The organism is Pararhodobacter sp., from assembly GCF_034676545.1.
Classification (GTDB): domain Bacteria; phylum Pseudomonadota; class Alphaproteobacteria; order Rhodobacterales; family Rhodobacteraceae; genus Pararhodobacter.
On sequence record NZ_JAUCBZ010000015.1, the window covers coordinates 1,187,228 to 1,209,488 of the forward strand.

A 22,261-nucleotide genomic window follows, 5' to 3' on the forward strand; every position below is an offset into this window, starting at 1 on the left:
AATGTCCTGGGAAACGACATAGGGTCTTCAGGACAAAGTACAACGCATGACGCAGGGTCCGACGCAAGAGCCGAAGCGTGTTGCGCGCGTGGCTGGTGGTCGCCACCGTCGCGGTGCACAAAAAAAGGGCGCCGGCCCGTGGAGGAGCCAACGCCCGACCCAAACCCCCGGTTCGGATGGTCAAAATCGCGGTTCAGGCAGACCCGCGATGTGAGATCAGGCGGCGTTCTTTTTGACCGGACGCCCGGCAAAGGTGTTGTCGCCGACACGCACCACCATCAGGCCATTGGGCGTGGTGCGTACAAATTGACCCTGGATGCTCAGGTAGTGGCCGATCATGATGGTCTTCAACATGGTAAATCCTTCATTCGCTAGCCTCTTTCTTGCCATATTCAGTCCTCGATTTCCAGCAAATTGACGCAATTTTGCCATAAATAACAGAGGCTTGCGAGGGTTGTTGTTTCCCGATTGGTCGCTAATGCAGGTGAGCGTGTGGATTGTGTGGTGACCGTGATCAATCGAGCGTGGGCGCTTGCGGGTCGCTCAAAGCCAATCCCTCAAAACGGGAATCAGGGGGATGTCGGCGGGCGGCATCGGGTAATCGCGCAGATCGCGCGCCCGCACCCATTTCAGCGCCTGCCCTTCGCGCGGGGTCACGATGCCGGACCATTTGCGGCAGGCGAACAGGGGCATCAGCAGGTGAAAATCGGCGTAGGCGTGGCTGGCAAAGGTCAAGGGGGCGAGACAGGAGGACCAGGTGTCGATGCCCAGTTCTTCGTGCAATTCGCGGATCAAGGCGGCCTCGGGCGACTCGCCGGGTTCGATCTTGCCACCGGGGAACTCCCACAGCCCGGCCATGGATTTGCCCTCTGGGCGTTGGGCCAAAAGCACGCGCCCGTCGGCATCGATCAGGGCAACTGCAGATACGAGGACAATTTTCATGCGAGAGCCCTTGTGGTGAAGGGGGTGGGGGGCGTTGCCCCCCTCTTGGCCTGCGGCCAATTCACCCCCCAGAGTATTTTTCGCAAGATGATGCGCGAAAACCGAAATGCGGGATCAGGACCGGTAGTCGGCGTTGATGTCGATATAGCGATGCGTCAGATCGCAGGTCCAGACCTTGGCCTCGCCTTTGCCGATCCCCAGATCGACGCCGATTTCCAGCTCGGCTTGCGTCATATAGGCGGCGCCTTCCTCTTCGGCATAGGCCGGGTCGACCATGCCGTTGAGGGCGACGCTGATATCGCCAAACCGGATCGCCAGGCGGTCGCGGTCGGCGGCGGCGCCGGATTTGCCGACCGCCGCGACGATACGGCCCCAGTTGGGATCTTCGCCCGCCAGCGCGGTTTTCACCAGTGGCGAGTTGGCGATGGACAGGGCGCAGCGCTTGGCGTCCGCGTCACTGGCGGCGCCACTGACCGTGATGCCGACGAATTTCGTGGCACCCTCGCCGTCGCGGATCACCTGATGCGCGAGGTTCATCATGACATCGCCCAGCGCCGCGTTGAAGGCCTTGGCCGCGGCGAACGCAGGTCGGTGATGGCGGGTGCGCTGCTTTTGCCGGTGGCGGCGATCAGCAACGAATCCGAGGTCGAGGTGTCGCTGTCCACGGTGATGCAGTTGAATGTGGTGTCAGTCAGCCGGCTGACCATGGTTTGCAGGGGGCGCTGGCTGATCTTGGCGTCGGTGAAAATATAGACCAGCATGGTTGCCATGTCGGGCGCGATCATGCCTGATCCTTTGGCGATGCCGGCGATCCGCACCGGGTGTCCGTCGATCTCGATTTCCGCCACAGCGCCCTTGGGGAAGGTGTCGGTGGTCATGATCGCACGTGCGGCCAGAGAGATTCCCTCGGGGCTGAGGTCTTCGATCAAGTCATCAAGGGCGGCCTCGATACGCTCGTGGGGCAGGGGCTCACCGATGACACCCGTCGACGAGGTGAACACGCGTGATGCGGGCACGGCCAGCTTTTGCGCGACGCTGGCGCACAGGGAGTTTACCGACTCCCAGCCGCGGGCGCCGGTAAAGGCGTTGGAATTGCCCGAATTGACCAGGATCGCCGCGCCCTGATCCGCGCCCTCTGTTTCGCCGAGCTTCGCCTGACAATCCAGCACCGAGGCCGAGCGTGTCGCTGACCGCGTGAAGGTGCCGGCGATCACCGTGCCCTCGGCCAGCAGCGCCAGCATCACGTCCGTGCGACCCTTGTAGCGCACACCGGCTTGAGCCGCGGCGAAATCCACGCCGGCGATCAGGGGCATGGCCGGGAAACCGCTTTTGGGGGCCAGCGGCGAGACGACAACCTTTTTGGTCGCCGGAGCGGTCAGCGCCTTGAGCTCGTCGGCCAGCGATTTGGCGCGCGCTTTCCATTTTTTGGCGCGTTTCTTGAGCTTTTTCAAGTCTGGAGCGGTCCCGGGTTTCGTCGACTTGGCCATCTGGAAAATTCCTTAGCAGAATCAAAAAGGCCCGCACCGGGATGGTGCGAGCCGGGGTCTGAGGTGAAATTACGCTGTTCGGGGTTACTCGTCCAGCAGATCGACCTGGCTCAACAAAGATGGGTCCAGCCCTTCGGACAGGTCTTCGACAACGGCGGCTTCACGCAGGGCGGCAATGGCGGCGCGGGCTGCCTCGCGCTGGATTTCGGCTACCAGTTCTTCCTGGACCTCCTCAAGCGGAGGCACGGAGGCGTCGCGCAGCTCGAGCAGTTTGATCACATGCCAGCCGAACTGGGTCTGCACCGGGTCCGAAACCTGCCCGGGCTCCAGAGCTTCGACGGCGGCCTGAAAGTCGGAGATCATCATGCCGGCCGCAAACCAGCCCAGATCGCCACCTTGTTGCGCCGAGCCATCCACGGAGAATTCGCGCGCGACCTCGGCAAAGTCGCGACCCTCGTCCAGCGCGGCAACAACAGCGTCGCGCTGGGCGTCTTCGCGGACCAGGATATGCGCCGCGTGGTATTCGGTGACGGCCTCACCCTGTGCGAAGGCGTCGGCATAGGCTTGATACGCCGCGGCGACGCTTTCGGGGGTGATGGCCGCGCTGGCGGTGCGCATCAAGGCGGCGTTGGCGATGAAATTGCGGCTTTCATTCTCCAACATCAGGGTTTCGCCACGACTGAGTTGGTCGGCATAGGACTGCGCCAGCAATTCCTGCTCGATCAGTTGCTGGATCAGGGCGGGAAACAGGGTCTCATCAGGGATCTGCGAAAATTGCTGCGGCAACTGCCCGCGCATGACAATCGCGTTGCCCAAAGTGATCTCGACATCCCCAACGCGGGCGACAACGGTCGAGGCGTCTTGCGCCAGGGTTGGGGCCGCAAAAACCGCGAAAATCGCGGTCGCTGCGGCTAATGATGCGTTTTTGATCATGTATTGCTCCTGAATCGCGCCACAAGGGGCACCTAAGATTGACACCAACAGGGCCGCCCCTTACATGCGAAAACGAGCTGATAACGGGGGCAGCCTGCTGCGCCCTGTTTAAGATTGCAGCCGCAGACCGGCAACCCCGCCGATGAACACTTGCGGTCACACAAAGGCGAGCGGAGAACATATGTTGGGCCTCGGTACTATCAGTCGTAAGGTTTTCGGCACGGCGAATGATCGCAAGGTAAAAGCCGTGCGTCCGCTCGTGGCCAAGATCAACGCCTTGGAAGACGAATTCAAAGCGTTGGATGACGCCGGGTTGATTGCCCGGACCGTTGCCATGAAAGAACGCTACGCGGGCGGCGAGTCATTGGACTCATTGCTGCCCGAGGCGTTCGCAAATTGCCGTGAGGGGGCGTTTCGGGCGCTGGGGCTGCGCGCCTTTGACGTGCAGTTGATTGGCGGCGTGTTCATGCACAAGGGCAACATCGCCGAGATGAAAACCGGCGAGGGTAAAACCCTTGTTGCGACATTCCCGGCGTATCTGAACGCCCTGACCGGCAAGGGTGTTCATGTCGTCACCGTCAACGACTACCTGGCACGACGTGACGCGGGCTGGATGGGCAAGGTCTATGCCAAGCTGGGCCTGACCACGGGCGTTGTGGTGCCGCACCAATCCGACGAGGAAAAGCGCGCCGCCTATGCGGCCGATATCACCTATGCGACGAACAACGAGCTGGGTTTCGATTATCTGCGCGACAACATGAAAACCGATCTGGCGCAGATGATGCAGCGCGGGCACAACTTCGCGATCGTCGACGAGGTCGACTCGATCCTCATCGACGAGGCGCGCACGCCGCTGATCATTTCGGGCATCAGCCAGGATCGTGGCGGGTTATACGTCAAGGTCAATGCGCTGGTCCCCAGCTTGCTGGACACGGATTTCGACCTTGATGAAAAGGCCCGCCAGGTCACCTTCACCGATGACGGCAACGAGCATATGGAGCAATTGCTGGTCGAGGCCGGTATCCTGCCAGAGGGTCAGTCGCTGTATGACCCCGAATCCACGACCATCGTGCATCACGCCAATCAGGCGTTGCGTGCGCACAAGATGCTGCACAAGGATCAGCACTACATCGTGCGTGACGGCAAGATTGTGCTGATCGACGAATTCACCGGGCGGATGATGCTGGGGCGTCAACTGTCCGAGGGTCTGCATCAGGCGGTCGAGGCCAAAGAGGGCCTGTCGATTCAGCCCGAGACCGTGACGATGGCGTCGATCACCTTCCAGAACTATTTCCGGCTCTATCAAAAGCTGGCGGGCATGACCGGCACGGCCTCGACCGAGGCCGAGGAATTCAACGAGATCTACAACCTCGGCGTTGTCGAGATCCCGACCAACCGTCCCATTGCCCGTGAAGACGAGCATGATCAGGTCTACAAATCCGCCAAGGAAAAATTTCAGGGCGTTGTGGACGCGATCAAGGAAGCCAACGCCAAGGGGCAGCCGGTTCTGGTCGGCACCACCTCGATCGAGAAATCCGAGGAACTGGCGACATTGCTGACCGGCGCGGGGATCTCGCACAACATCCTGAACGCTCGCCAGCACGAGCGTGAGGCGCATATCGTTGCCGAGGCCGGGCGCGTCGGCATGGTCACCATCGCCACCAACATGGCCGGCCGCGGCACCGACATTCAGTTGGGCGGCAACGTGGACATGCAGGTCATGGACGCACTCGAGGCCGATCCCGAGGCCGATCCGGTCGAGACGCGCGCGCGCATCGAAGCAACGGTTCTGGCCGAGCGCGAAAAGGTCATCGCGGCGGGCGGATTGTTCGTTCTGGCCACGGAGCGCCATGAATCGCGGCGCATCGACAATCAGTTGCGCGGTCGTTCGGGCCGTCAGGGTGACCCCGGCTGCTCGGTGTTCTTCCTGTCGCTCGAAGACGATCTGATGCGCATTTTCGGCTCGGAGCGGCTGGAAAAGGTGCTGTCGACACTGGGCATGAAAGACGGCGAGGCGATTGTTCACCCGTGGGTCAACAAATCGCTGGAAAAAGCGCAGGCCAAGGTCGAGGCGCGCAACTTCGACATCCGCAAGACGCTGTTGAAATTCGACAACGTGATGAACGATCAGCGCCGGGTGATCTTTGAACAGCGTCTGGAAATCCTCAGCGCCGAGGATCTGTCCGAGATTGTCGAAGACATGCGCCATGCCACCGTCGAGGATCTGGTTGCGCAGACGATGCCGCAGGGGTCCTATGCCGATCAATGGGACGTCGAAACGCTGACCGCTCTGGTCAAGGAGAAGCTGAACCTCGATCTGCCGATTGCGGAGTGGGCGCACGAGGACGGTGTCGATCAGGAGGTCGTGCGCACGCGTCTGTTGGAGGCCGCCGATGCGTATATGGCCGAGAAAGAAGTGGCGTTTTCGTCGGACACCATGCGCAACATCGAAAAGCAGTTGTTGTTGCAGGTGATCGACGGGAAATGGCGCGAGCATATCGTGACATTGGAGCATTTGCGCTCGGCGGTGAATTTCCGCGGTCTGGCGCAGCGGGATCCGCTCAACGAATACAAATCCGAAGCCTTCGTGCTGTTCGAGCACATGCTGACGGCGCTGCGTGAGGAAATCACCAAGCAATTGTCGCGCATCCGTCCGTTGAGCGAGGAAGAGCAGCAGCAGATGAAGTTGCAACTCGAGGCGCAAAGGGCCGCCGAGACAGGGAACGGCTTGCTGGAAACGCCGATGGATCTGCCGCGGATCAATCCCCGGCCTGCCGCCGGCGCTGCAGCCCCCGGCTTTGACGAAACCGACCAGGCAACCTGGGGAAATCCGGGCCGCAACGACCCGTGCCCCTGTGGATCGGGTACGAAGTTCAAGCACTGCCACGGTCGCTTGGCGTAAGCGTTCGGGTCGTTTTCGGGCACGGTTGTGCCCCGAAACGACCCCCGCGCTGCCCCAAAGCTGCCCTTATCTGCGGCCAAGCTTGACTTGTAATTTTCAACGAGTCGGAGTTCGCCATGAACAGGGTTCGCGTCGTCGCCGTAACGGCAGTCGTCCTTGGAGTTGCCGTTGTCGCGGGAACCCAATTCCAGAAGTCACAGGATTTGGCCGGTCCCGGGTCGCCCAGCGTCGCGTCGCCCAGTCTCGCGTCGCCCAGTCCTGCGTCGCAACATGCCTCCGTCGTGCCGGCATCGCCGCCCTCCGGTGTCTCCGAGGTTCAAACCGCGTCGGTGGTGCCGGTCGCCAACACCGCGTCGGAATCGACTGCCCACGATGCGACCCTAGAATTGGCGAGCGCCGAGCGTCAGGCGCCAACCGCACGCAACGAGGGCGTATCGTCCTTGCTGTCGTCGGTGATCGGCACTGAAAGCGTCGTTGATCGTCAGCCTCGCACTGCGGATCATTCGGCCGCAGCGGTGACCGCCGCCAGCATCCTTCCCGCCGCCGATCTTGTCGCCGCGCCTCAAGCCGACAGCGTCACCGACCCTGCGCAATCCCCCTCGGTGCAACCCGTGGTCGAGATCGCACCCCTCGATGCCGAGTTGGAGGCCGAATTGGCCGCCTGTGCGGTCTGGATCGTTGTCACGCCGTCTGCGGGTGCCATGTTGGACGCCAGCATTTACGCCCCGTGCGACCGGGATGCTCAGGTGCAGGTCAGCCACGCAGGCTTGAATTTTGACACGCGCATCGGCACGGATGGGCAACTGGCGCTGGTCGTTCCCGCGCTGATCGACGACGCGACGCTGACGGTCACCTTTGCGGATGGCCGCACGCAGTCGGATCGCACTTTTGTCAGCGATCTTGCCATGGTGGAACGTGTTGCGCTGCAATGGAATGGCCCTGCCGAGCTGACGTTGCACGCCTATGAATTCGGGGCGCAATATGGTGACGCTGGCCACATCTACGTTGGCAATCCTCAGAGTCCGGATTCAAACCAGCATGGGTTCCTGACCGATCTTGGTGATCCGACGATTGCCGGTGGTCACCGGGTTCAGGTGTATTCGTATCCCTCCGGTCAATCCGCGCGCAGCGGTTCGGTGGCGCTGGAAATCGAAGTGCCGATCACCGAGGCAAGCTGTGGCAAACCCCTCGCGGCGGACTCGATCGAGATGTATGGCGCCGCTGCGGCCCGCAGCCGTGTCATCCATCTGGAAATGCCCGCTTGCGACGGTGCCGGTGGCTATGTGGTTCTGCCGGGGATCCTGCCCGATCTTCAGATCGCTGCCCTGCGCTGAGGCCTTTCCGACTGACGTTCTGCAAAGGCCGGGGTTGTCCCGGCCTTTGGCATGATCACAGCAACCCCTCGCTGCGAAAGCTGAATTCGCGCGACTGCCCGATGATCAGGTGGTCATGCAGCACCAGCGACAGCGCTTCGGCCCCCTGGTGAATTCGGTCGGTCATGGCGATATCGGCCTGGCTGGGCGTCGGATCGCCTGACGGGTGGTTGTGCACCAGAATCATCGCCGACGCCCCGACCTCGAGCGCGCGGCGCATGATCTCGCGCGGATACACGGGGACATGATCCACCGTGCCACGGCCCAGTTCTTCATCGGCAATCAGGCAGTTCTTGCGATCCAGGAACAGGACGCGGAAATGCTCGATGTCGCGATGGGCCATGACGGTGTGGCAATAATCCAGCATCGCCGACCAACTGGAGATCACCGGCCTGTGCATCACCTTGGCGCGGGCAATCCGACCGGCAACCGCGCCCGCCAGTTTCAGCACCGTAACCACGCCCTCACCCACCCCCTCAACCCGTTGCAGGTCTGTGGGGGAGGCGGCAATCAAGGTTGCCAGATCGCCAAAATGGTCCAGAAGCCGCCGCGCGAGCGGTTTGACATCTTGCCGCAGGACAGCGCCAAACAGCAGCAATTCCAACAACTCATAATCGGGCATTGCCTCGGGCCCGCCCTGCAGGAACCGGCTGCGCAGGCGCTTGCGGTGATCCGCCAGATAAGACGGCGGTTTCGCGGGTTTGCGGTCAGCGACCTGTGCCTGAGGGGCAAACAGGGGCAGGGGCATTTCGGCAAAGGCGCGCGGATCTGACATGGTGCCAGTCTGGCGCATGTTTGGTTTCCAAATGGTAAACGGGGGCCGATCAAGACCCCCGTTTATCCGTTTCCCCATGTAGAAAGGCGTTTCAGCCCTTCATCGTGTCCCAGAAACTGCGCACCTTGCCGAAAAAGCTGGTGCCCTCGGGGTGGTTGTCTTCGCCCAGCGAATCAAACTCGCGCAGCAATTCCTTTTGCCGCGTCGTCAGGTTCACCGGGGTTTCGACCGCCAGTTCGATCAGCATGTCGCCACTGCCGCCGCCGCGCAACGCGGGCATTCCCTTGCCGCGCAAACGCAGCTGCTTGCCCGATTGCGCGCCCGCTGGAACCTTGACGCGGCTGCGGCCACCGTCGATGGTCGGAACCTCGACCTCGCCGCCCAGCGCCGCCTTGGTGAAGCTGACGGGCACATGGCAATACAAATCCAGACCGTCGCGCTGGAAGATCTGATGTTCGGCGACCTCGATGAAGATATAGAGATCACCCGTCGGCCCGCCGCGCATCCCGGCCTCGCCCTCGCCCGACAGGCGAATGCGGGTGCCGGTTTCGACGCCAGCCGGGATATTCACCGACAAGGAGCGTTCCTTTTCGACGCGGCCAGCGCCTTTGCACGATTTGCAGGGGTTCTTGACGATCTGACCCAAGCCGCCGCAGGTCGGGCAGGTGCGTTCGACGGTGAAGAAACCTTGCTGCGCGCGGACCTTGCCCATGCCCGAGCAGGTCGGGCAGGTGACGGGTTCAGCGCCGCCCTCGGCCCCGGTGCCGCTGCATTCTTCGCATGACGACAGGGTCGGCACGCGGATGGATTTTTGCGAACCCTTGAAGGCTTCTTCCAGCGAAACCCGCAGGTTATAGCGCAGATCCGAGCCACGGCTGGCGCGAGATCGTGCCCCGCCTGAACCGCCCCGGCCGCCCATGAAGTCGCCGAACAGATCCTCGAACACATCCGAGAATGCCGAATTGAAATCGCCGCCGGGGTGCCCGCGCTGTGGGCCGCGCTGGCCACCGCCCATGCCCCCTTCAAAGGCGGCATGACCATAGCGGTCATAGGCTGCCTTCTTGTCGGCGTCTTTGAGCACCTCATACGCCTCGTTCACCTCTTTGAACTGAGCTTCGGCGTTGGGGTTGTCGCTGTTGCGATCCGGGTGAAGGGCCTTGGCCTTTGTGCGGTAAGCCTTTTTCAACTCATCCGCAGACGCGCCCCGCGCAGCACCCAGAACTTCGTAATAATCGCGCTTCGCCATCATGGCCCTCGCTTTCATGAGCAGGGCCCCGGATCGGGAGTACCGACCGGGGCCCTGTGATGGTCAGCGCCTTAGCTGCGCTTGTTGTCGTCCAGGTCTTCGAAGTCAGCGTCAACGATGTCGTCGTCCACCGGGCGTGGGCCGTCGTCGTCTTCGCTGGCGTCGTCGCCTGCTTCGGTGGCCTGCTGGGCCTTGTAGATCGCTTCACCCAGCTTCATCGAGGCGTCGCGGACGTTGTTGATGCCCGACTTGATCTTTTCGGGATCTTCGCCGTCCAGCGTATCCTTCAACGCCGCAATCGACAGTTCAATCGCCTCGACCGTGGTCGGGTCGACCTTGTCCTTGTACTCGGCCAGCGACTTTTCGGTCGAGTGGATCAGGCTTTCAGCCTGGTTCTTGGCTTCAACCAGATCCCTGCGCGCCTTGTCGCTTTCGGCATTGGCTTCGGCATCCTTGACCATCTGTTCGATGTCGGCATCCGACAGGCCGCCCGAGGCTGCGATGGTGATCTTCTGCTCTTTCGCCGTGGCCTTGTCCTTGGCCGAGACGTTGACGATGCCGTTGGCGTCGATGTCAAAAGTGACCTCGATCTGCGGCATTCCGCGCGGCGCCGGCGGGATCCCTTCGAGGTTGAACTGGCCCAACATCTTGTTGTCGGCAGCCATTTCACGCTCACCCTGGAACACGCGGATCGTCACGGCACTCTGGTTGTCGTCGGCGGTCGAGAAGACCTGAGACTTCTTGGTCGGGATCGTCGTGTTGCGGTCGATCAGACGGGTGAACACGCCGCCCAGCGTCTCGATGCCCAGCGACAGCGGTGTCACGTCCAGCAGAACCACGTCCTTGACGTCGCCTTGCAGAACGCCGGCCTGAATGGCAGCGCCCAAAGCCACGACTTCGTCCGGGTTCACACCCTTGTGCGGCTCCTTGCCGAAGAACTTGGTCACTTCTTCGATGACGCGCGGCATCCGGGTCATACCACCGACCAGAACAACCTCGTCAATGTCGCCTTTCGACAGACCGGCATCTTTCAACGCCTGCGCTGCGGGCTTCATCGACTTGACGATCAGATCGCTGACCAGCGATTCCAGCTTGGCGCGGGTCAGTTTCATGACCAGGTGCAGCGGCTGACCGGTGTTCTTGTCCATCGAGATGAACGGCTGGTTGATCTCGGTCTGCTGGCTTGACGACAGCTCGATCTTGGCCTTTTCCGCGGCTTCCTTCAGGCGCTGCAACGCCATCTTGTCCGCCGTCAGGTCAACGCCGTTCTCTTTCTTGAACTCGCCCGCCAGATACTGAACGATGCGCATGTCGAAGTCTTCACCGCCGAGGAACGTGTCGCCGTTGGTGGATTTCACTTCAAACAGGCCGTCGTCGATTTCCAGAATGGTGATATCGAACGTCCCGCCACCAAGGTCATAGACCGCGATGGTTTTCGAGTCCTTCTTGTCCAGACCATACGCCAGTGCGGCGGCGGTCGGCTCGTTGATGATGCGCAGCACTTCGAGGCCGGCAATCTTGCCCGCGTCCTTGGTCGCCTGACGCTGGGCGTCGTTGAAATACGCGGGCACCGTGATCACGGCCTGCGTGACGCTTTCGCCCAGATACAACTCGGCGGTCTCTTTCATCTTTTGCAGGATGAACGCGCTGACCTGGCTGGGGCTGTATTTCTCGCCGCGGACCTTGACCCACGCGTCGCCATTGCCACCGTCGACGATTTCATAAGGCACGAAGCTCTTGTCTTTTTCGACTTCCGGCTCACCGATGCGGCGACCGACAAGGCGCTTGACTGCGAAGACTGTGTTGGTTGGGTTGGTGACGGCCTGACGCTTGGCGGGCTGACCCACCAGACGTTCGGTTTCCGTGAAACCCACGATAGACGGCGTCGTGCGTGCGCCCTCTGCGTTTTCGATTACGCGGGGCTGCGAGCCATCCATGATGGCCACACAAGAGTTGGTCGTCCCCAGGTCGATCCCGATGACTTTAGCCATGATGCTTACCTCTTTCCTTCGGCGATAATTTGGCGCGGCGATCCCATCAGGCTCCGTCGCACCGATCCCATGATCCGGGCTTCCCAATCTGGGCATTCTTCCCGGCGTCGATGGCTATATAGGGAGGCCGAGTTGGGCCTGCAAGCGTTCGAGCAGAAGCAATTTGAAAGCTTTTTTGCCGTCAGCCGGTGAATTGCGCGATCACGAGGGGCAGAGTGGCGACGCTGAGCAGGGTCGAAATCAGGATTGCCGCCGAAACGCGGGCGACCGCCACGTTGTAATGCTGCGCCAGAATATACACATTCCCCGCCACCGGAAGCGCAGCGGTGGCGATCAACACACCCGCGGCGAAAGGCGCGACATCAAAAATGTAGAAGGCCGCCAGACCGACAGCCGCCGGGTGCAGCACCAGTTTCGCAAAGCTCAACCAGCCCGCCACGGTCAGGCGTTCGGCGCGGTTGTTGGTCAGGCTGGCCCCGATGGCAAACAAGGCGCCGGGCGTGGCCGCCGCCCCCAGCAGGGTCATGGTGGCGCTGATCGGTCCGGCCAGCCCCTGCCCGGTTGCCGACCACAACAGCCCCAGGGCCATCGAGACGACCATCGGGTTTTTCAGCAACCCGACGCCGATCACGCGCGGCATGCGCGACGACAGCCGACCCTCTTTGACGATGGTGAAAATGATCGTCAGCAGGCTGGAGAACAGGATCAGGTCGATCACCAGCACCAGCAGCACCGTCGCGGCGGCCTGTGCACCCAGCACCAGCACCAGCATCGGCACGCCCAGAAACCCGGTGTTGCCGATCACGGCGGTATGCGCCTCCATGACGGCCTCGGTCAGGGGGCGGTGGCGCAGGAATGCGACGGCCAGCGCCAGCGCATAGACCACGGTGCAGCCCAGAATATAGGCCCCCGCCGCGCGCGGATCAAAGATCTCGGACAAGGTCATCTGCGCCGAGAAGCCGAACAACAGCGCCGACAGCGCGAAATAGAACACGAATCTGGTCAGCCACGCGGTCGCCTCGGGCGGGAAAAACCCGCTTTTCCCCGCGCCATAACCCAGCCCGATGATCGCAAAAAATGGAAAGGTTTGCAGGAATACGTCTAGCATCTGAAATCGCTAGCAGATCGCGCGGGCGTTCACCAGATGGCACGCCCGCGCGCGATGTCTCAGTAGATCAGCGACGGCAGCCAGGTCACGATACCGGGGAAAATGAACAACAGCGCGATGACGAGGATCTGCAAGATCACGAACGGGATCGCACCCTTGTAGATCATCCCGGTCGAGACCGTCGCCGGGGCAACGCCGCGCAAGTAGAACAGGGCAAAGCCGAACGGCGGAGTCAGGAAGCTGGTTTGCAGGTTCACGCCGATCATCACGCCCAACCACACCGGATCGACGCCCAGCAACAGCAGGGTCGGCGCGGTGATCGGCAGCACGATAAAGATGATCTCGAACGTGTCCAGAATGAAGCCCAGCACGAACATGACCACCATCACGGCAATCATCGCACCCATTGCTCCGCCGGGAATGTTCGACAGGAACTCGTGCACCAGATCGTCGCCGCCCATCTGCCGGAACACCACCGAAAACACCGAAGCGCCGAACAGGATGACAAAGATCATCGACGTGATCTTGGCGGTTGAATGCACCGTGTGCTTGAGGATCGCGAATGACATCTTGCCGCGCAACGTGGCCAACAGGGCCGCGCCCACGGCACCCACCGACGAGGCCTCGGTCGGGGTGGCGATACCCCCCAGGATCGAGCCCAGCACCGCCATGATCAACAGCAGCGGCGGCACCAGCGCCACGACGATCTCGCGCGGCAGGTCTTTGCGTTCTTCGGGCGGAACCGGGGTGGCGGGGCAGCTTTTGGGGTCAACCACGGCCTTGAACAGAATGTAACTGATATAGACCACCACCAGCAGCATTCCCGGCAGGAACGCGCCCGCGAACAGGTCGCCCACCGACACCGCGCTTGGCGCAAAGTTGCCAAGGCTCATCTGCGCCTGGCTGTGCATCCCGGCGATCATGTCGCCCATGAAGATCAGCACCGTCGAGGGAGGGATGATCTGCCCCAGAGTGCCCGAGGCGCTGATCGTGCCGCAGGCCAGCTTTGGATTGTAGCCCGCCTTGATCATCGCCGGCAATGAAATCAGGCCCATCGTCACCACGGTCGCGCCGACAACCCCGGTCGAGGCCGCCAGCAACGCGCCAACGATCACCACCGAAATGCCCAAGCCGCCGCGCATGTTGCCGAACAGTTTGCTCATCGTGGTCAGCAGTTGCTCGGCAATGTTCGAGCGTTCCAGCATCACGCCCATGAAGATGAACAACGGCACCGCGACCAGCACCTCGTTGGTCATGTAGCCCGTGTATCGCCCCGCCAGCGCCGCCATGTTCGAGAAATCGAACACGCCCAGCCACAGTCCCACAAGCCCGAACAGGATCGAGGTTCCGGCCAAGGTGAAGGCCACCGGAAAGCCCAGCATCAACATGCCGATCACGCCGAGGAACATCGCCCCGGCCATGAGTTCGCCGATAAACACCAGATCCATTATGCGGCCTCCACATGGGCTTCATAACGGTAGTCTGCAGGCACGAGATCCTCGCGCCCCTTGATGATCAAGAGGGACCGGATCAGCATGGAGATTCCCTGTAGGGCGATGGTGACGGCGAACACCAGAATGAAACCTTTGACCAGGAACAGGCCCGAGGCGCCGCCGGGGTTCGAGGATGCTTCGCGCAGACCCCACGACCGCACCACGAAAGGCAGGCAATAGATCCAGACGACGTACATGGTCGGCAGCAAGAACACCAGAACACCCACCAGATCCATCCACGCCTTTTTGACGTTCGAGGCCGGTCGGTAGAAAATATCCACCCGCACATGGTCATTGTGAAGCAAGGCATATCCGGCAACGGCGGTGAACATCACCCCGTTCAGCCACGGATACAGATCCTGCATCCACAATCGCGTGTTGCCAAAGAAATATCGCTCGATCACGACCCAGAAACAGGTGATCACGATGGCCAGCGCCAGCCATGAAAACACGTTTCCGATCAGCCGGTTCAGCCCGTTGATCGCACGCATGAGGTTAGACAGAAACGTCATTGGATCCTCCCAGCCGGGTGGCGGTGACAACGAGAGCCCGGAACGATTGCTCGGACCGGGCCCCCAAGTATGTTGATCGAAGCCCCGAGACCCTGCGCGCCGTCACGACAGGCGGCGCGCAAAGCCGGGTCCAATCCGCTTACAGATCCGAGTAATCCAGATACCGCTGACGCGCCAAGGCATAGGTCAGGTCGGTGGCCTCGGTGCGGGTGCGGGTCAGGTTCATCGAGTCGATGAAGCTGCGCGCCACGCGGCGGGTCAACTCGTCATCCGAATTCAGGATGCCGCCGATGACTTCTTTCGCAGCCCCTGGCCGCAGCCTCGACGATGTCGTCAGGGAACGAGGTGTGCAGCGTCACGCCATGATCGTTGACCAGCGTTTGCAGCGCGCGTGGGTCGTTGGCATAGAAATCCGAGGCAACCTGATCGTACTCGGCCTGCGCCACGTCGCGGATGATTGCCTGCAGATCGGCGGGCAGGGCCTGGTACTTGGCCTTGTCCACGACAACCTCGGTCGCCAGACCGGGTTCGACGAAGGACGAGGTATAGTAGTGGTTGCAGACCTGATAGAAGCCCAGCGCAAGGTCGTTATAAGGGCCAACGAATTCAGCCGCATCCAGCGTGCCCGACTGCAACGCCTGGAAGATTTCGCCCGCCGCCATGTTGGTGACGCTGACGCCCAGTCGCTGCCAGACCTGACCGCCCAGACCCGGCGTGCGGAAGCGCAGGCCTTGCAGGTCGGACAAGCCGGTCAACTCGTTCTTGAACCAGCCGCCGGTCTGCGTGCCGGTGTCGCCCGACAGGAAGCCCTGAACGCCGAACTGGTCATAGACCTCGTCCCACAGCTCCTGACCGCCCTGATAGCGTACCCAAGCGGCCATCTCGCGTGACGTCATGCCAAACGGCACACCCGTAAAGAACGACAGGGCGACGGATTTGTTCTGCCAGTAATAGGCGGCACCGTGGCTCATTTCGGCGGTGCCGTCGATCACGGCATCCAGCGATTGCAGCGGCGGCACCAGCTCGCCCGCCGAATAGACTTCGACGGTCAGACGACCGCCCGAGGCCGCGGTGATGCGATCCGCCAGACGTTGTGCGCCGACACCCAGACCGGGGAAGTTGCGCGGCCAGGTGGTGACCATGCGCCAGGTGATGTTGCCTTGTGCAATGGCCGGGGCGGCCAGCGAGGTTGCGGCAGCCGCGACACCACCAACGGTTGAGGTGCGTAGAAATGAGCGACGATCCATAGAGTCTTCCTCCCAGATTGGAATTGTTGTCAGTCCGCCTGGCGGTCCGATGGCAAGGTTTAAGCACAGCTTCAAGCGACTTCAAAGCGCTTTTCGTGCGGCCCTCGATCCGGCTCGGTGATTCCGAAGGCCAGATGCCAGCAGCGCCTGAAAAAACGCGCGCGGATCATGACGTCTGGCGTCGGCCCGCCCGCATGTTCCAGAAATTCGCCGCAAAAATGATTGCGCCACCCAGAAAGACCGCCGGATCCAGGGTTTCCGCGTAAACCACCACGCCAACCAGCGCGATGATCGGCAGCCGGGCAAATTCCATCGGCGCGACAACCATTGCCGGTGCCAGACCCAGCGCCGAGGTCAGCGAATAATGTGCCGTCAGCCCGGTGATCGCGAGGATGATCAGCCACGGCACCAACGCCAGGCTGGGCCATGTAAATCCCATTGCGCCCGACAGACCAAGACCCATCAACATCTGGCTGAAGGTCATCCAGAACAGCACGCACAACACCGCATCATGGCGCATGATCTTGCGGGTAAAGATCAGGTTGATCGCAAAGGCAATGGCGGCCAGAATGCCCGCCAGATGCCCCGAGTTGATCGGCTGCACGCCCGGCTGCGCCACGATCAGGACACCGATGAACCCAAGCAGCGCGACGATCAGCTTGCGGCCCGTCAGGGCCTCTCCCAGAAACAGCGGCGCCATCAACAACACCCAGATCGGCATGGTGAACTCCAGCGCGACAAGCTGCGACAGCGGGATCACCGTGATCCCATAGAACCACATGTTCTGACCAAAGAAATGGAACACATTGCGGGTTACATGCAGGCTGATGTGTCTGGTGCGGATCGTCGCAAGACTGCCGGTGCGAAGGCGGATGATCGCCAGTACGATGATCATGCCCAGCAACGAGCGCCAGAACATCAGCTCATAGCTGGCGATTTCGACCTGTACCGTGCGCCCCGCCACCGCCATCAACGAGAATGAGGCAATCGCCCCCATCATCCACAGCGCGGCTTTCAGAGGTTGCGACTGTTCGCTGTCCATCGCCCGTCCTCATCTTGCCCGAAATACTCTGGGGGGAGCCGAAGGCGGGGGGCTAGCCCCCCTCACCTGTCCTCAATAGGCGCAGATGCTGCACAGGTGCAAGACCGTTCACCAGATCGCCCCCCCCCCTCAGGCCCCCTTGCGCCACGGTTTGCCTTGACGGTGCCCGCCATATCGGCAGTCTTCCCGTCGACCCGAATGGAGGATCGAACCTTGGATGCGCTGACCTCGGCATTGGCAACGGCGCGCGCGCGCAACGCCCGTGTCCTGCTGCCTGAAATCGACGATCCGCGCCTGAGTGAGGCCGCCGAGCGGTTGCGCGCCGAGGGGCTGGCCCGTCCGGTGACTCTGGCCGATGCGCGCCCGACTGCGGCCTATGTCGATCTGCTGCTGGCCAATCGCCCGGGCCTCAAACCGGCGCTGGCGTTGCGGATGCTGGAAAAGCCCTTGATCCGCGCCGCCGCCATGGTGGCGGCCGGCCAGGCCGAGGCAATGGTCGCCGGTGTATCCCACACCACGCGCCGCGTGATCGAGGCCGCCAGTCTGGCACTTGGTTTGGCCGAGGGCGTGACGACGCCCTCCAGCTTTTTCCTGATGATCCTGCCCGATGGCCGGACCTTCGTGTTCGCCGATTGCGCGGTGAACACCGATCCCGACGCCGCGCAACTCGCCGATATCGCCCGCGCCAGCGCCGCCTCGGCGCGGGCATTGCTGGGCGAGGCCCGCGTGGCGTTGCTCAGTTATTCCACCGGCGCATCCGGCAGTGGCCGGTCGGTTGATGTCGTGCGCGCCGTGGCCGAAGCGACCGGCTTTTCCGGCCCGGTGCAGGCCGATGCCGCACTCAATGCCGCCATTGCCGCGAAAAAGGGTCACCTCGCCGCACCCGCAAACACGCTGATCTTCCCGGATCTGAACGCCGGGAATATCGCCTATAAACTGATGCAGGAGTTGGCCGGAGCGCGGGCCATCGGCCCGATCCTGCAAGGGTTTCGCAAGCCGGTCTGTGACCTGTCACGCGGGGCCACCGTGGCGGATATTGTCGCCGCGACGGCCGTCACCCTCGCGATGATCTGATCCGCGTTTCACATCAAGCCCTTCGCCAAGCCGAGCACCGCCATCAGCATCAGAACGCCAATCGTCGCCCGTCGGAACAGGACCGGGTCCGACCTCAGCACCATGCGGGCACCAATGGCGCTGCCAACCACGACCAGTGGCACCGACAGCGCGGTGGCGATCAGGGATTCGGTGTCGACCAGCCCGGCCAGCGAGAATTGCACAAAGGTCATCACATCCAGCGCCACGAAATAGGCCAGCAAGGTTGCGCGGAATACCAGAGGCGTCATGCCCAGCGCCGAAACCAGCATCACCGCCGGTTGCCCGGCCACACCCGCCGGCGTCGTGAGCCCCGAGACCACCCCCATGCCCAGCGTCGCCGCAGGCCCGGCGCGGCCCGGAATCGTCCAGCCGATCAGCATCAGCAGCGAGGCCAGCAGCACCATCACGCCGACCGCGATCCGCGCGAATTCCTCGGTCATCAGCGACAGGGTCCAGATCCCCGCAAGCATCCCCAACGCCGCGCCGATCCCCAGCCGGATCACCGTTGGCCAGTGCACATGTGCCCGCGACGCCCGCCAGTGTTGGGCGCACAAGACCAGATCGCCCATCACCGCCATCGGGATCAGCAACAGCGGATTGATCACCAGCGCCCCCGCCGCAATGACCAGCACCGGATAGCCGAACCCGGAATAGCCGCGAATGAATGCGGCGACGAAAATCACCAAGGCCAGATAGGCCGTGGCTCCGGCGCTCAACTCAAACGGCAAACTCACACGGTTTGCTTTCGCATATCCGCCGGGTCGATCCCGGCAACTGCCACCGGTTTTTTCATCGCATCGCGGCGGAACGGCTCGCCCAGTTCCTGATTGATCATCGCCTCGATCAGGGTGGTTTTGCCGTGTTTCATCTGGTCCTCGATGGCCTTGGCCAGCGCCTGTTGCAACGCGTCCATCGTCCGCGCCTGCACGCCCTGCAAACCACAGGCCTGCGCGATGCCCGCATAAGACACCTGTTCATCCAGCTCGGTGCCGACGAAATTGTCGTCATACCACAGCGTCGAATTGCGCTTTTCGGCGCCCCATTGATAATTGCGGAACACGACCATGGTGATCGCCGGCCACTCGGGGCGGCCAATGGCGGTCAGTTCGGTCACGGAAATCCCGAAGGCCCCGTCGCCCGCAAAGCCCACCACCGGCACCTCCGGGCAGCCGATTTTCGCGCCGATGATGCTGGGCAAGCCATAGCCACAGGGGCCGAACAACCCCGGCGCCAGATATTTGCGCCCATCGTCAAAGCTGGGATAGGCGTTGCCGATCGCGCAGTTGTTGCCAATGTCAGAGCTGATGATCGCGTCCCTGGGCAGCGCCGATTGAATCGCCCGCCACGCCATGCGCGGGCTCATCCAGTCGGGCTTGTCCGACCGCGCGCGCTGATTCCAGTCGGTGCCGGGATCGTCATCCTCGTGATCCATGCTCGACAATTGCTGCGCCCAAGCGGATTTGGCCTGCGCGATCATCGCTTTGCGTTCGGTGCGCGCATGGTTGCCCGCGGCAGAGGCCAATTGCGCCAAAACCGCCTCGGCGACCTTCTTTGCGTCGCCGACAATACCGACTGTCACATTCTTCGTCAGCCCGATCCGGTCGGGGTTGATGTCGACTTGGATAATCCTGGCCGCCTTTGGCCAATAGTCCAGCGCGTATCCCGGAAGTGTTGAAAACGGGTTCAGCCGGGTACCCAGACACAATACCACATCTGCCCGAGAAATCAACTCCATTGCGGCCTTCGATCCGTTGTAGCCCAAGGGCCCGGCGAACAGCGGGTGCGAGCCGGGGAAGGCGTCATTGTGCTGGTAGCCCACGCAGACCGGGGCGTCCAACCGCTCGGCCAGCGCCATCGAGGCCGGGATCGCGCCGCCCAGAACCACGCCTGCGCCGTTCAGGATCACCGGGAACTTCGCCGCCGACAGCAGCGCTGCGGCCCGCGCCACCGCCTCCTTGCCGCCCTCCGGGCGCTCGAACCTGGCGGGTTCGGGCAGGTCGATATCAATCACCTGTGTCCAGAAATCGCGCGGCACGTTGATCTGCGCCGGGGCCGAGTGGCGGTGCGCCTGTTCGATCACCCGGTTCAGCACCTCGGCGATCCGCGTGGGGTCGCGCACCTCCTCTTGATAGGCGACCATATCCTGGAACAGCGCCATTTGCGCGACCTCCTGGAACCCGCCCTGACCGATGGATTTATTCGCAGCCTGCGGCGTGACCAGCAACAGCGGCGTGTGGTTCCAATAGGCGGTTTTCACGGCGGTCACGAAATTGGTGATGCCGGGGCCGTTCTGCGCGATCATCAGGCTCATCTTGCCGGTGGCCCGCGTATAGCCATCGGCCATCATCCCGCCGGACCCCTCATGCGCGCAGTCCCAGAACCGAATGCCCGCGCGCGGGAACAGATCGGAAATCGGCATGAAGGCCGAGCCGATGATGCCGAACGCGTGTTCGATTCCGTGCCGTTGCAGCACTTTGACAAAGGCTTCCTCGGTGGTCATGCGCATGATGTGGTCCTCGATGGTCGGAAAGGCAGTTTTCGCGAAGGTTAGGGGCAGATGCGGCGGAACACTATAGCCAGATTACGACAACCGGCGCGCAATGCGGGCGATGCCCTCGGGAATACGCTCGGCGGTGATCGAGGAGTAGGCGATGCGATAATAGTGATCGCCCTGCGCATGGTCGTTGTAGAACGGCGGGCCGGGTTCGATCAGCACGCTGTCCTCGTGCAATCGGCGCGCCAACTCGGTCGCCGAAACGCCGGGCGGCGTGCGCATCCACAGGCTGGAGCCGCCCGCGTCCGTGGCTCCGGCGATGGTCAGGCCGTGATGCGCGACGGCCTCCAGCATCACCTCGCGGCGCTGCGAAAAGCTGCGCATCAGGCGTTTGAGCATGGCGTCGTAATGCCCCAGCGACAGGAAATGCGCGGCGGCGCGTTGCAACAGGCCGGGCGGGTGGCGCAGGACGGTGGCGCGCAGGGCCCGGGCCTCGCGGATGAACGGCGCCGGGCCGACCAGAAACCCCAGCCGCAGCCCCGGAAACAGGGATTTCGAGAAACTGCCGACATGGATCACCCGGCCCTCGCGATCCAGCGATTTCAGCGCGGGCAGCGGCGCGCGGTTGTGGGTAATCTCGAATTCATAATCATCCTCGACAATCACCGCGTTGCGCGTTGAGGCCTCGGCCAACAACGCGTGCCGCGCCTCCAACGGCATCGTCGCCCCGGTCGGGCAATGGTGGCTGGGCGTACAGAACAGAACATCGAGGTCATCGGGCAGTGCCCTTGGCCCCAACCCCTGCGGCCCCACCGAAACCGGAACCGTCCGGCAGCGCACCTGCGCCAGGATCTCGCGCAGACCGGGATAGCCGGGATCCTCGATCACCGCCGTGCGCCGCTGGTTCAGCAACAGTTGCGCGGCCAACCACAGCGCATTTTGCGCGCCAAGCGTCACCAGCACCTCATCGGGACGCGCCAGAATGCCGCGCCGGGGCAGGGTGTGGCGGGCGATATACTCCAGCAAGGCCGGGTCATCATGGTCGAACTGGTCGTCGGTCATCCGGGCAAAATCCTTGTGCCCCAGTGCCAGCATCATGCAGCCGCGCCAATTCGCGTGATCGAACAGCGACGGATCGGCCTGCCCATAAACAAACGGATAGCGGAAATCGCGCCAGTTGCGCGGCTTGCCCCGCGTCGGTGAGCCGGCTTCCGGGCGCGGCCCCAGCACCCGCGCCCAATCCACCCTGTCCTCGTGGCTGATCAGCGCCTGTGCGGGCGGCACGGGCTGCGGTGCGCCCTCCGAGATGAAATACCCCGACCGCCCCTTGGCCATCAGGTAATCGTCGGCGACCAGTTCGGCATAGGCCTGCGAGACGGTGATGCGACTGACCGCCAGATGCACGGCCAGTTTGCGGCTCGACGGCATCCGCTCGCCCGGTCGCAAACGCCCGGCCAGAATCCCTTGCGCGACCATCTGCCGGATGCGATTTTGCAAGGTGCCGCTTTGCTGCGGATCCAGCAAGAAACACTCAACCGAGATCGCCATCAAATCCCCCCGTGGTTTTCCGCCAGTCTATCTGATTCTGGCATTATGGATAGCCGCAATCTGGCCCTATCCG

General features: G+C 62.5%; 16 protein-coding genes and 2 pseudogenes. 3 read left to right on the forward strand and 15 right to left on the reverse strand.

Annotated features, from left to right (window positions below):
* Positions 1 to 216: 216 nt before the first annotated feature.
* The 4 genes and pseudogenes from VDQ28_RS09260 to VDQ28_RS09275 all read right to left on the reverse strand — a co-directional run bounded on the left by VDQ28_RS09260 (position 217) and on the right by VDQ28_RS09275 (position 3,362).
* Complete coding sequence (locus tag VDQ28_RS09260) at positions 217 to 354, reverse strand: hypothetical protein (RefSeq protein ID WP_323035673.1); 138 nt, start codon at positions 352 to 354, stop codon at positions 217 to 219.
* 189 nt (positions 355 to 543) lie between these two features.
* Positions 544 to 942, reverse strand: coding sequence for a (deoxy)nucleoside triphosphate pyrophosphohydrolase (locus tag VDQ28_RS09265; protein WP_323035674.1), 399 nt, complete (start codon positions 940 to 942; stop codon positions 544 to 546).
* Between the two features lie 114 nt (positions 943 to 1,056).
* Positions 1,057 to 2,429, reverse strand: a pseudogene (gene argJ / locus VDQ28_RS09270) (bifunctional glutamate N-acetyltransferase/amino-acid acetyltransferase ArgJ).
* Positions 2,430 to 2,513: 84 nt separating this feature from the next.
* Entirely contained in the window at positions 2,514 to 3,362 is an 849-nt protein-coding gene (locus tag VDQ28_RS09275; RefSeq protein ID WP_323035675.1) for a peptidylprolyl isomerase, read from the reverse strand.
* Positions 3,363 to 3,543: 181 nt separating this feature from the next.
* Between VDQ28_RS09275 and secA the strand changes: the two genes are divergently transcribed.
* Both secA and VDQ28_RS09285 read left to right on the forward strand, forming a co-directional pair.
* Positions 3,544 to 6,264, forward strand: a complete 2,721-nt coding sequence (gene secA, locus VDQ28_RS09280; RefSeq protein ID WP_323035676.1) for a preprotein translocase subunit SecA — start codon at positions 3,544 to 3,546, stop codon at positions 6,262 to 6,264.
* A gap of 116 nt (positions 6,265 to 6,380) precedes the next feature.
* Complete coding sequence (locus VDQ28_RS09285) at positions 6,381 to 7,598, forward strand: hypothetical protein (RefSeq protein ID WP_323035677.1); 1,218 nt, start codon at positions 6,381 to 6,383, stop codon at positions 7,596 to 7,598.
* 55 nt (positions 7,599 to 7,653) lie between these two features.
* Here VDQ28_RS09285 and radC read toward each other — a convergent pair whose 3' ends face one another.
* The 8 genes and pseudogenes from radC to VDQ28_RS09325 all read right to left on the reverse strand — a co-directional run bounded on the left by radC (position 7,654) and on the right by VDQ28_RS09325 (position 17,051).
* Positions 7,654 to 8,412: a RadC family protein gene (radC, locus tag VDQ28_RS09290; RefSeq protein ID WP_323038095.1), complete on the reverse strand. Its 759-nt coding sequence runs from the start codon at positions 8,410 to 8,412 to the stop codon at positions 7,654 to 7,656.
* A 91-nt stretch (positions 8,413 to 8,503) separates the two neighbouring features.
* A complete protein-coding gene (dnaJ, locus tag VDQ28_RS09295) occupies positions 8,504 to 9,658 on the reverse strand; it encodes a molecular chaperone DnaJ (RefSeq protein WP_323038096.1) in 1,155 nt (384 codons plus the stop codon).
* A 71-nt stretch (positions 9,659 to 9,729) separates the two neighbouring features.
* Entirely contained in the window at positions 9,730 to 11,649 is a 1,920-nt protein-coding gene (gene dnaK / locus VDQ28_RS09300) for a molecular chaperone DnaK (RefSeq protein ID WP_323035678.1), read from the reverse strand.
* A gap of 181 nt (positions 11,650 to 11,830) precedes the next feature.
* The gene (locus VDQ28_RS09305; protein WP_323035679.1) at positions 11,831 to 12,757 is read right to left on the reverse strand and encodes an AEC family transporter; all 927 of its coding nucleotides are present in this window, start codon (positions 12,755 to 12,757) and stop codon (positions 11,831 to 11,833) included.
* A 59-nt stretch (positions 12,758 to 12,816) separates the two neighbouring features.
* Complete coding sequence (locus VDQ28_RS09310) at positions 12,817 to 14,205, reverse strand: TRAP transporter large permease subunit (RefSeq protein WP_323035680.1); 1,389 nt, start codon at positions 14,203 to 14,205, stop codon at positions 12,817 to 12,819.
* Positions 14,205 to 14,762 (reverse strand): TRAP transporter small permease subunit, encoded by a 558-nt coding sequence (locus VDQ28_RS09315; RefSeq protein WP_323035681.1) that lies wholly within the window; start codon positions 14,760 to 14,762, stop codon positions 14,205 to 14,207. The genes VDQ28_RS09310 and VDQ28_RS09315 overlap by 1 nt, the downstream gene beginning before the upstream one ends.
* A 139-nt stretch (positions 14,763 to 14,901) precedes the next feature.
* Positions 14,902 to 16,009: pseudogene (locus VDQ28_RS09320) on the reverse strand (TRAP transporter substrate-binding protein).
* 166 nt (positions 16,010 to 16,175) lie between these two features.
* Positions 16,176 to 17,051 (reverse strand): DMT family transporter, encoded by an 876-nt coding sequence (locus VDQ28_RS09325; protein WP_323035682.1) that lies wholly within the window; start codon positions 17,049 to 17,051, stop codon positions 16,176 to 16,178.
* Positions 17,052 to 17,264: 213 nt separating this feature from the next.
* On the opposite strand from VDQ28_RS09325, the gene VDQ28_RS09330 reads away from it, so the two are divergent.
* Positions 17,265 to 18,125: a phosphate acyltransferase gene (locus tag VDQ28_RS09330; RefSeq protein ID WP_323035683.1), complete on the forward strand. Its 861-nt coding sequence runs from the start codon at positions 17,265 to 17,267 to the stop codon at positions 18,123 to 18,125.
* Positions 18,126 to 18,133: 8 nt separating this feature from the next.
* Here VDQ28_RS09330 and VDQ28_RS09335 read toward each other — a convergent pair whose 3' ends face one another.
* From VDQ28_RS09335 to VDQ28_RS09345, 3 genes are all read right to left on the reverse strand, one after another.
* The gene (locus tag VDQ28_RS09335; protein ID WP_323035684.1) at positions 18,134 to 18,880 is read right to left on the reverse strand and encodes a sulfite exporter TauE/SafE family protein; all 747 of its coding nucleotides are present in this window, start codon (positions 18,878 to 18,880) and stop codon (positions 18,134 to 18,136) included.
* Positions 18,877 to 20,652, reverse strand: coding sequence for a sulfoacetaldehyde acetyltransferase (gene xsc / locus VDQ28_RS09340; RefSeq protein ID WP_323035685.1), 1,776 nt, complete (start codon positions 20,650 to 20,652; stop codon positions 18,877 to 18,879). Before xsc ends, VDQ28_RS09335 begins: the two co-directional genes overlap by 4 nt.
* A 75-nt stretch (positions 20,653 to 20,727) precedes the next feature.
* On the reverse strand, positions 20,728 to 22,188 hold the full coding sequence (locus tag VDQ28_RS09345) for a PLP-dependent aminotransferase family protein (protein WP_323035686.1): 1,461 nt from the start codon (positions 22,186 to 22,188) through the stop codon (positions 20,728 to 20,730).
* Positions 22,189 to 22,261 lie beyond the last annotated feature (73 nt).

What these genes read in the sequence shown, in the direction of transcription:
- VDQ28_RS09260 (WP_323035673.1), bottom strand. Translation starts at nt 354, where the DNA reads ATGTTGAAGACCATCATGATCGGCCACTACCTGAGCATCCAGGGTCAA.
- VDQ28_RS09265 (WP_323035674.1), bottom strand. Translation starts at nt 942, where the DNA reads ATGAAAATTGTCCTCGTATCTGCAGTTGCCCTGATCGATGCCGACGGG.
- VDQ28_RS09275 (WP_323035675.1), bottom strand. Translation starts at nt 3,362, where the DNA reads ATGATCAAAAACGCATCATTAGCCGCAGCGACCGCGATTTTCGCGGTT.
- secA (WP_323035676.1), top strand. Translation starts at nt 3,544, where the DNA reads ATGTTGGGCCTCGGTACTATCAGTCGTAAGGTTTTCGGCACGGCGAAT.
- VDQ28_RS09285 (WP_323035677.1), top strand. Translation starts at nt 6,381, where the DNA reads ATGAACAGGGTTCGCGTCGTCGCCGTAACGGCAGTCGTCCTTGGAGTT.
- radC (WP_323038095.1), bottom strand. Translation starts at nt 8,412, where the DNA reads ATGTCAGATCCGCGCGCCTTTGCCGAAATGCCCCTGCCCCTGTTTGCC.
- dnaJ (WP_323038096.1), bottom strand. Translation starts at nt 9,658, where the DNA reads ATGGCGAAGCGCGATTATTACGAAGTTCTGGGTGCTGCGCGGGGCGCG.
- dnaK (WP_323035678.1), bottom strand. Translation starts at nt 11,649, where the DNA reads ATGGCTAAAGTCATCGGGATCGACCTGGGGACGACCAACTCTTGTGTG.
- VDQ28_RS09305 (WP_323035679.1), bottom strand. Translation starts at nt 12,757, where the DNA reads ATGCTAGACGTATTCCTGCAAACCTTTCCATTTTTTGCGATCATCGGG.
- VDQ28_RS09310 (WP_323035680.1), bottom strand. Translation starts at nt 14,205, where the DNA reads ATGGATCTGGTGTTTATCGGCGAACTCATGGCCGGGGCGATGTTCCTC.
- VDQ28_RS09315 (WP_323035681.1), bottom strand. Translation starts at nt 14,762, where the DNA reads ATGACGTTTCTGTCTAACCTCATGCGTGCGATCAACGGGCTGAACCGG.
- VDQ28_RS09325 (WP_323035682.1), bottom strand. Translation starts at nt 17,051, where the DNA reads ATGGACAGCGAACAGTCGCAACCTCTGAAAGCCGCGCTGTGGATGATG.
- xsc (WP_323035685.1), bottom strand. Translation starts at nt 20,652, where the DNA reads ATGCGCATGACCACCGAGGAAGCCTTTGTCAAAGTGCTGCAACGGCAC.
- VDQ28_RS09345 (WP_323035686.1), bottom strand. Translation starts at nt 22,188, where the DNA reads ATGGCGATCTCGGTTGAGTGTTTCTTGCTGGATCCGCAGCAAAGCGGC.